At 58.3% G+C, this 9,408-nt stretch carries 6 protein-coding genes and 1 pseudogene; 1 reads left to right on the top strand and 6 read right to left on the bottom strand.

Annotated elements, in window-relative coordinates:
* Positions 1-154: 154 nt before the first annotated feature.
* The 5 genes from tuf to PHI30_RS08370 all read right to left on the bottom strand — a co-directional run bounded on the left by tuf (position 155) and on the right by PHI30_RS08370 (position 4,945).
* Positions 155-1,360, bottom strand: coding sequence for an elongation factor Tu (gene tuf / locus PHI30_RS08390; RefSeq protein WP_300026507.1), 1,206 nt, complete (start codon positions 1,358-1,360; stop codon positions 155-157).
* A gap of 102 nt (positions 1,361-1,462) precedes the next feature.
* Positions 1,463-3,568 (bottom strand): elongation factor G, encoded by a 2,106-nt coding sequence (fusA, locus tag PHI30_RS08385; RefSeq protein ID WP_300026504.1) that lies wholly within the window; start codon positions 3,566-3,568, stop codon positions 1,463-1,465.
* Between the two features lie 15 nt (positions 3,569-3,583).
* Positions 3,584-4,054: a 30S ribosomal protein S7 gene (gene rpsG / locus PHI30_RS08380; RefSeq protein ID WP_300026501.1), complete on the bottom strand. Its 471-nt coding sequence runs from the start codon at positions 4,052-4,054 to the stop codon at positions 3,584-3,586.
* A gap of 132 nt (positions 4,055-4,186) precedes the next feature.
* Positions 4,187-4,603 (bottom strand): 30S ribosomal protein S12, encoded by a 417-nt coding sequence (gene rpsL / locus PHI30_RS08375; protein ID WP_300026498.1) that lies wholly within the window; start codon positions 4,601-4,603, stop codon positions 4,187-4,189.
* A gap of 96 nt (positions 4,604-4,699) precedes the next feature.
* Positions 4,700-4,945, bottom strand: coding sequence for a ribosomal L7Ae/L30e/S12e/Gadd45 family protein (locus PHI30_RS08370; protein WP_300026495.1), 246 nt, complete (start codon positions 4,943-4,945; stop codon positions 4,700-4,702).
* Between the two features lie 190 nt (positions 4,946-5,135).
* Between PHI30_RS08370 and PHI30_RS08365 the strand changes: the two genes are divergently transcribed.
* Positions 5,136-5,519, top strand: a complete 384-nt coding sequence (locus PHI30_RS08365; RefSeq protein WP_300026492.1) for a DUF3298 domain-containing protein — start codon at positions 5,136-5,138, stop codon at positions 5,517-5,519.
* Between the two features lie 146 nt (positions 5,520-5,665).
* On the opposite strand, the pseudogene rpoC reads toward PHI30_RS08365, so the two are convergent.
* Positions 5,666-9,370: pseudogene (gene rpoC, locus PHI30_RS08360) on the bottom strand (DNA-directed RNA polymerase subunit beta'); the annotation flags it as partial.
* Between the last annotated feature and the right edge of the window lie 38 nt (positions 9,371-9,408).

Raw genomic sequence — 9,408 nt, 5'->3', positions numbered from 1 at the left:
CAGGCAAATCTATACCTATGCGAAGATTTACCCGTGGCCGGTGATATTTTCTGCCCGGACGCGGACGGTTTTCAGGACACCCTGGTCTATCCGGAGGAGACAACGTAAAAAAAGAGACTGCTGCAAATGCAGCAGTCTCTTTTTTGAAAAAGTCTTACTTCTCCTCGATCTCGATGACAGCACCGGAACCGACGGTACGGCCGCCTTCGCGGATAGCGAAACGCAGGCCCTTTTCAATAGCGATGGGGGTGATCAGCTCAACGTCCATCTCGACGTTATCGCCGGGCATGCACATCTCAACGCCCTCGGGCAGAGAGATGACGCCGGTCACGTCGGTGGTACGGAAGTAGAACTGAGGACGATAGTTATTGAAGAAAGGAGTATGACGGCCGCCCTCGTCCTTGCTCAGAACGTAGACCTGGCCCTTGAACTTGGTGTGAGGATGGATGGAGCCGGGCTTGGACAGAACCTGACCACGCTCAACGCCAGTACGGTCAACACCACGCAGCAGAGCGCCGATGTTGTCGCCGGCCTCAGCGTAATCCAGCAGCTTATGGAACATCTCGATGCCGGTAACGACGGTCTTCTTCTTATCTTCGGAGAGGCCGACGATCTCGACTTCCTCGGAAAGCTTCAGTCTGCCACGCTCCACACGGCCGGTAGCAACCGTGCCGCGGCCGGAGATGGTGAACACGTCCTCGACGGGCATCAGGAAGGGCAGATCCTCCTTGCGGTCGGGGGTGGGGATATAGGCGTCGACAGCGTCCATCAGTTCCTTGATGCAGGCATACTCAGGAGCGCTGGGATCGGTAGCCTCGGACACCAGAGCGTTCAGAGCGCTGCCCTTGATGATGGGCAGATCGTCGCCGGGGAACTCGTACTTGCTCAGCAGCTCGCGAACTTCCATCTCGACCAGCTCCAGCAGCTCCTCGTCGTCAACCTGATCGCACTTGTTCAGGAACACAACGATGGCGGGCACGCCCACCTGACGGGCCAGCAGGATGTGCTCACGGGTCTGAGCCATGGGGCCGTCGGTGGCGGCGATGACCAGGATAGCGCCGTCCATCTGGGCAGCACCGGTGATCATGTTCTTGATATAGTCGGCGTGGCCCGGGCAGTCAACGTGAGCATAGTGACGATTTTCGGTCTCATACTCGACGTGAGCGGTGTTGATGGTGATGCCGCGCTCCTTCTCTTCGGGGGCCTTATCGATGTTGTCATAAGCCTCGAACTCCGCCTTGCCCTGCAGAGACAGCCACTTGGTGATGGCTGCGGTCAGCGTGGTCTTGCCATGGTCGACGTGACCGATGGTGCCAATGTTAACATGGGGCTTGTTTCTTTCAAACTTCTGCTTAGCCATTTGAAAATCCTCCTATCAGTTTTCAAAATACATTTTGAGCAATGCAAACTACTTCAGCACTGCTTATTTTACAGTATATCGCGGGAAAAATCAATCCCTATTTCAGCCCTGCGCCTTGGTGCGCGTCTCCACGATCTTGTCCCGAATGTTCTTCGGAATCTCGATATAGTGGCTGGGCTCCATGGTATACTGGCCACGGCCCTGGGTACGGGAGCGAAGATCGGTGGCGTAGCCGAACATCTCGGCCAGAGGCACATGTGCGTCGATCTGCTGGGCGCCGGGACGGGCCTCCAGCTTCACGATCTGTCCACGGCGGCTGTTCAAATCGCCGATGACGTCGCCCATATACTCGTCAGGCACAATCACGCAAACCTTCATGATGGGTTCCAGCAGCGTGGCATCCGCCTTGCGGCAGGCCTCTTTGAAGGCCATGGAGCCGGCGATCTTGAACGCCATTTCGGAAGAGTCCACCTCGTGATAGGAGCCGTCGTACAAAGTGACCTTCACATCCACCACGGGGAAACCGGCGACAACGCCGCCGTTCAGGGCGCCCTGAATACCGGCGTCGACCGCAGGGATATACTCCTTGGGGATCGAGCCGCCCACGATGGCATTGACGAACTCATAGCCCTTGCCGGACTCATTGGGTTCGACGTGGATCTTGACATGGCCGTACTGGCCCTTACCGCCGGACTGGCGGGCATACTTGGTGTCCTGATCCACAGTTTTCTTGATGGTTTCCTTGTAAGCGACCTGAGGTGCGCCCACATTGGCCTCCACCTTGAATTCGCGGAGCAGACGGTCCACAATGATTTCCAGATGCAGCTCGCCCATACCGGCGATGATCGTCTGGCCGGTCTCATCGTCCGTCCAGGTCCGGAAGGTGGGATCTTCCTCAGCCAGCTTGACCAGACCCATGCCCATCTTCTCCTGACCAGCTTTGGTCTTGGGTTCGATGGCCACGCGAATGACGGGCTCGGGGAATTCCATGGACTCGAGAATGATGGGGCTCTTTTCATCGCACAGGGTATCACCGGTGGTGGTATTCTTGAGGCCGACGGCGGCTTCGATGTCGCCGGAATAGACCTCTTCAATATCCTCGCGGTGGTTGGCGTGCATCTGCAAAATCCGGCCAATGCGCTCCTTGACGTTCTTGGTGCTGTTGAGCACGGAGGAACCGGTTGCCAAATGTCCGGAATAGACGCGGAAGAAGCTCAGACGGCCCACATAGGGGTCGGTCATGATCTTGAACGCCAGTGCGGAGAACGGCGCGCTGTCGTCAGACTCGCGCACCTCTTCCTCTTCCGTCTTGGGATTGACACCCTTGATGGCGGGAACGTCGGTGGGAGAGGGCATGAAGTCCACGATGGAATCGAGCATCTTCTGCACGCCCTTGTTCTTGTAAGAGGTGCCGCAGGTAACGGGGACCATCTCGTTGGCAATGGTAGCCTTCCGGATGGCGGCACGAATCTTCTCCTGCGGGATTTCCTCGCCGCCCAGATACAGCTCCATGATCTCTTCATCGAACATGGAGACGGCATCCATCAGCTTTTCACGATACTCGTTGGCAAGATCCACCATATCGGCGGGAATCTCCTCCACGCGCATATCCTTACCCAGATCATCGTAGTAGACGTCAGCGTCCATTTCGATCAGATCGACGATGCCCTTGAAGGTATCCTCGCTGCCGATAGGAAGCTGAATGGGTACGGCGTTGCACTTGAGGCGATCTTCCACCATGCGCAGCACGTTAAAGAAATCCGCGCCCATGATGTCCATCTTGTTGACGTAGATCATGCGGGGGACCTTGTAGTTATCGGCCTGACGCCACACAGTCTCAGACTGGGGCTCCACGCCGCCCTTGGCGCACAGCACGGTAACGCTGCCGTCCAGCACGCGCAGGGAACGCTCCACCTCGACGGTGAAGTCCACGTGGCCCGGGGTGTCGATGATGTTGATGCGGGTGGGCTTGAACTGGTTTTTGGAACCAGACCAATAGCAGGTAGTCGCAGCAGAAGTGATGGTAATACCACGCTCCTGCTCCTGGGCCATCCAGTCCATGGTGGCCGTGCCATCATGGGTTTCACCGATCTTATAGTTCACGCCGGTATAGAACAAGATACGTTCAGTCGTCGTTGTCTTGCCTGCGTCGATGTGAGCCATAATGCCGATATTTCTGGTATTTTCGAGGGCTGTTTTTCTCGGCATACTGTTTCTCCTAACTTACCAGCGGAAATGGGCAAAGGCCTTGTTTGCCTCGGCGGCCTTATGCACTTCCTCACGCTTTTTCACGGCAGCGCCGGTGCTGTTTGCGGCGTCCATAATCTCACCTGCAAGGCGATCAGCCATGGTGCGCTCGCTGCGGGCGCGGGAGTAAGCAGTCAGCCAGCGCAGACCCAGGGTCTGACGACGGGCGGGGCGAACTTCCATGGGGACCTGATAGTTGGCGCCGCCAACGCGACGCGCCTTGACTTCCAAACTGGGCATAATGTTTTCCATAGCCTGGGAAAACACTTCAACGGGGTCCTTCTCGGTCTTTTCCTTGATCTGATCAAAGGCCGCGTAGACCACCTTCTGTGCCACACCCTTCTTGCCATCCAGCATGACGCTGTTGACAAGCTTCGTTACCAGAACGGAGCCGTATACGGGGTCGGCCAGAACTTCTCTCTTGGGAACATTACCTCTTCTGGGCACTATGCTTCCCTCCTTCATAATAATTCTATGATCTCATAGGTACTCAAAAGGCGTATTGCAGCCTTCCGTGAATGCCTGCCAAAGAGGCCGATCTATATAAACCTATTCGGCAAAGCTTTCAATTGGTTGTCCTTACTTGGACTTGGGACGCTTGGCGCCGTATTTGGAACGAGACTGCATACGGCCGTTGACGCCCTGGGTATCCAGAGTGCCGCGAATGATGTGATAACGGACGCCGGGAAGGTCCTTCACACGGCCGCCGCGGATCATGACGACGGAGTGCTCCTGCAGGGAGTGACCCACGCCGGGGATATAAGCGGTGACCTCATAGCCGTTGGTCAGACGCACACGGGCAATCTTACGCAGAGCGGAGTTAGGCTTCTTAGGGGTCGCAGTTCTCACGGCGGTGCAGACGCCTCTCTTCTGGGGAGACGGCAGGTCGGTGGACTTGGTCTTCAGGGTGTTCAGACCGAACTGCAGAGCGGGAGAAGTGGACTTGTAGGAAACCTTTTCTCTTCCTTTACGGACCAGCTGGTTAAAAGTAGGCATTGATTTTCTCCTTTCTCTCATAATTTGGCAGCCGCTTTAGACGGACAGCCTTTATTTTTTGCAGAAAACCGTAAGGTTATTCCCAAAAAAACAAAATTATTCCGTCAGCACCGCCACCACCGACGCACCGACGGTAATGTGGCAGGCCTGACCCATCTGCGCCATCGTGAAAGTCCCCTCCACCGGAATCCCGGCGGCGTGGCAGCTTTCGGCAACAGGATCGACAACGGCCGGATCGGCGTCGCAGGCAAGGTACACCCGCTTCGCACGACCCTCCCGGATCGCCTTGCGGGACTGCTTCACGCCGATGACCTTCTTCTGGGAAGCAAGCTCCGTGATCACGGGAAAATCCTCCTGGTTTGCATGGCGAAATTCGCAGAATATATCCGCGCGATTTAGAATTATAGCATTGTTTTCTGCATCCGTCAAGTGGTGCCGGGAAAGAAAATTCTGCTTTTCTCCATATGGTGGAAACTTTTTCAGCTTTTCCACGTCTATACTATATATTAAATGATAAAGGGAGGACTCCGCCATGCGCCGACGACTGCTTTTGACCTCCGCGGTTTTGTGCCTGCTCCTGCTTTTGAGTGCCTGTAAAACCGCCCCGAAGCCGCCCCAGGAGACGTCCCAGGAGACGTCCCAGGAAACGGAGACGCTGGAGACGCTCTGCGGTGAGGACTATCAGACCTATCTCGCAGATACCATTCTCATGCAGATGGGAAACCGGATGGAAAAGACGCCGGAGGTCCGTTACTTCCCCATTGAGGAAAACGCGCCGCTGACGGACTATGCCGCTATCGACGAAACCACCGCCTTCCATGTGAATGAGAAGGGCAACGTCGTGATCACCTTCCCCGCCGGGACGGTGACCGACGAGGCCAACGGTGAGCAGTCCTTCATTGTCGCCCGCCCATAAAAATTGCAGAAAAGGGCCGTGGAGTATCCACGGCCCTTTTTTTTCGTCACAGCGCAGGGTTACGCTTCCTCAAAAACGGGGAGCTCCTCGCTCTCGCTGCTCACCGCATCCGGCACCAGCTTTTTGGCAAAATTGTGGTATGCCTGCAAACCCGTACCGGCAGGGATCAGCTTGCCGATGATGACGTTTTCCTTCAATCCCACCAGATGGTCCGCCTTGCCCTTGATGGCCGCCTCGGTGAGAACCTTGGTGGTCTCCTGGAAGGAGGCGGCGGAGAGGAAGGAGTCCGTTGCGAGGGACGCCTTGGTAATACCCATCAGCAGCTGGGTACCGGCGGCGTGACGCAGCAGCTCGCCGTTTTCCTGCCGCTCTCCGGCGGCATTGCGGCGGTTGATCTCCTCGTTGGCGTCGTCCAGCTCCAGAACGTCCACCATGGAGCCGTCCAGCAGATTGGTGTCGCCGGCATCCTCCAGACGGACCTTGCGCATCATCTGACGGACGATGACTTCGATATGCTTATCGTTGATATCAACGCCCTGCTGGCGATACACGCGCAAAACTTCCTGAATGAGGTAGTTGTACACCGCGTCAGCGCCCCGGATGCGAAGGACCTCATGGGGGTTCAGCGCGCCGTAGGTCAGCTGGGTGCCGGCCACGACGGTATCGCCGTCCCGCACCTGCAAGCCGGTGTGAGGCACCGCATAGGAGCGGGTATCGCCGTCCTCGGCGGTAATGATGATGTTCAGGAGGCTGCCCTTGGTGGTCTCCTCGAACTTGACCTTGCCGCCGATCTCCGCCAGCGTGGCCATCCGCTTGGGCTTGCGGGCCTCGAACAGTTCCTCGACTCGGGGAAGGCCCTGGGTAATATCTCCGCCGGCCAGACCGCCGGTATGGAAGGTACGCATGGTCAGCTGGGTGCCGGGTTCGCCGATGGACTGTGCGGCAATGATGCCGACGGCCTCGCCGGGACCCACGGGCTTGGAGGTGGCCAGGTTCATGCCGTAGCACTTGGCGCAAACGCCGCTGTGGGCTTTGCAGGTCAGAACGGTCCGGATCATGACCACGGGCTTGCTGTTCTCCTGCGCGGGATCGTAGGCGCAGTTGTCGCCCTCGCGGTAATTCTTCTGGACCCACTTGCGTGTCTCCAAAAGTTTGGCGTCCTTCTCGTCCATCATTTCGCTGCCCGAAACCAGCACCTCGCCGGTCTCGGGGTCCACCACGTCGCCTACCAGGAAGCGGCCGCGGAGCCGGTCAGAGAACTTTTCGATGACCTGACCGTTCTCGCTGATCTCGGAGACCTTGATACCGTGGGAAACATGGCAGTCCTCTTCCCGAATGATGACGTCCTGAGAGACGTCCACCATGCGGCGGGTCAGATAGCCGGAGTCGGCGGTACGCAGAGCGGTATCCGCCAGACCCTTTCGGGCGCCTCTGGAGGAAATGAAGTATTCCAGTGCGGTCAGACCCTCGCGGTAGTTGGCCTTGATGGGGATTTCGATGGTCTTACCGGCGGTGTTGGCGATCAATCCGCGCATACCGGCCAGCTGACGGATCTGCTTCATGGAGCCACGGGCGCCGGAGTCCGCCATCATGAAGATGGGGTTGTAGCGGTCCAGGTTCTTTTGCAGCGCGTCGGAGACCTCGTTGGTGGTCTTTTCCCAGACCTGCACCACCTGCTTATAGCGCTCGTGGTCGGTCATAAAGCCCATCTTGTACTGATTTTCGATATCCAGCACGGTCTGCTCGGAGGCGGCAACCATCTCGTACTTCTCGGGCGGGATGGTCATGTCCGCGATGGAGACGGTGATGGCGGCGCGGGTGGAATATTTGTAGCCGGTGGCCTTGATCGCGTCCAGCACCTCGGCAGCCACGGTGAAGCCGTGCTTGTTGATGGTTTTGTCGACGATCTTGCCCAGCTGCTTTTTGCCGCAGGTCTCGGTGATTTCGTAATCACAGATGCGGGCGGGATTGCTGCGATCCACGAAGCCCAGATCCTGCGGGATATTCTGGTTGAAGATAATGCGGCCCGGCGTGATCTCCACCACGCGGGTATACTCCTTGCCGTCCACCACGCGGGTGACGCGGACCAGGATGGGGCAGTGAGGCCCGATGACATGCGCGTTGTAAGCCATCAGCGCCTCCGCCTCATTGGCGTAAACGTGCAGGGGCTTGTAGGTGGCGATCTTCTTGCCCTCCGCCGCGGCAGCTTCGTTGGCAGCGAGGAATTCGTCGGCGTCCACCACAGACGCCGCGGGCAGGCCGGTCTCGCCGGGATCCTCGCACCAAATGGTCTCCGCGCCCTTTTCCGCCTTGCCCATGCGGTCCATGGTCAGGTAGTAGGCGCCCAGCACCATGTCCTGTGTGGGAACGGTGACGGGGCCGCCGTCCTGCGGGCGGAGGAGGTTGTTGGCGGAGAGCATCAGGATACGGGCCTCCGCCTGCGCCTCGGCACTGAGGGGTACGTGAATTGCCATCTGATCGCCGTCGAAGTCGGCGTTGAAGGCGGTGCAGTTGAGGGGATGCAGCTTCAGCGCGCGGCCGTCCACCAGCACCGGCTCGAAGGCCTGAATGCCAAGGCGGTGCAGCGTGGGTGCGCGGTTGAGCATGACGGGATGGTCCTTGATGATGACGTCCAGCGCGTCCCAGACCTCCGTCTCCCCCTTATCCACCATTTTCTTGGCGGACTTGATGTTGTTGGCGGAGCCGTCCTCCACCAGCTTCTTCATGATGAAGGGGCGAAACAGCTCCACCGCCATCTCCTTGGGCACGCCGCACTGATAGATCTTCAGCTCGGGGCCGACCACGATCACGCTTCGGCCGGAGTAGTCCACGCGCTTGCCCAGCAGGTTCTGACGGAAACGGCCCTGCTTACCCTTGAGCAGGTCGGAAAGAGACTTGAGGGCCCGGTTGTTGGCGCCGGTGACGGCGCGGCCACGGCGGCCGTTGTCGATCAAGGCGTCCACGGCCTCTTGCAGCATCCGCTTTTCATTGCGGACGATGATGTCGGGGGCGTTGAGCTGCAGCAGCCGCTTGAGACGGTTGTTGCGGTTGATGACCCGGCGGTAGAGGTCGTTGAGGTCGGAGGTCGCAAAGCGGCCGCCGTCCAGCTGCACCATGGGGCGCAGGTCGGGCGGGATGACCGGCAGAACGTCGATGACCATCCACTCGGGCTTGTTGCCGGAAAGGCGGAAGGCGTCCACCACCTCCAGCCGCTTGACGATCCGGGCCTTTTTCTGGCCGGAGGCGTCCTTCAGCTCCGCATGGAGCTGGGCGCTGAGCGCTTCCAGATCCACGTCGTGGAGGAGCTTTTTGACCGCCTCGGCGCCCATACCGGCCTGAAAGTCCTCTTCATACTTTTCCCGGTAGTCCCGGTATTCCTTCTCGGAGAGGATCTGATTGCGCATCAGCGGGGTCTCGCCGGGATCGGTGACGATATAGTTTGCAAAGTACAAAACCTTCTCCAGAATGCGGGGGCTGATGTCCAGCAGCAGACCCATCCGGGAGGGGATGCCCTTAAAATACCAGATGTGGGAGACGGGAGTCGCCAGCTCGATGTGGCCCATGCGCTCCCGGCGGACCTTGGCGCGGGTGACTTCCACGCCGCAGCGGTCGCAGACCTTGCCCTTGTAGCGGATCTTCTTGTACTTGCCGCAGTGGCATTCCCAGTCCTTGGTAGGCCCAAAAATGCGCTCGCAGTACAGACCGTCCTTCTCGGGCTTGAGGGTGCGGTAGTTGATGGTCTCGGGCTTTTTCACTTCGCCGTAGGACCAGATCAGGATCTGCTCCGGGGAGGCCATGCCGATTTTGATTGCGTCAAAGGCAATGTTATTGCCGCTATTGTTATCAGTCATAGTGCGTTTTCCTCCTTCAATGATTCAGAATAGGGTGT

Source organism: Oscillibacter sp., from assembly GCF_028693505.1.
Taxonomy (GTDB): Bacteria; Bacillota; Clostridia; order Oscillospirales; family Oscillospiraceae; genus Oscillibacter.
This window is presented reverse-complemented; position numbering and strand designations above follow the sequence as displayed.

Coding starts and splice junctions, on each gene's coding strand:
- tuf (WP_300026507.1), bottom strand. CDS start 1,360: ATGGCTAAGCAGAAGTTTGAAAGAAACAAGCCCCATGTTAACATTGGC.
- fusA (WP_300026504.1), bottom strand. CDS start 3,568: ATGCCGAGAAAAACAGCCCTCGAAAATACCAGAAATATCGGCATTATG.
- rpsL (WP_300026498.1), bottom strand. CDS start 4,603: ATGCCTACTTTTAACCAGCTGGTCCGTAAAGGAAGAGAAAAGGTTTCC.
- PHI30_RS08365 (WP_300026492.1), top strand. CDS start 5,136: ATGCGCCGACGACTGCTTTTGACCTCCGCGGTTTTGTGCCTGCTCCTG.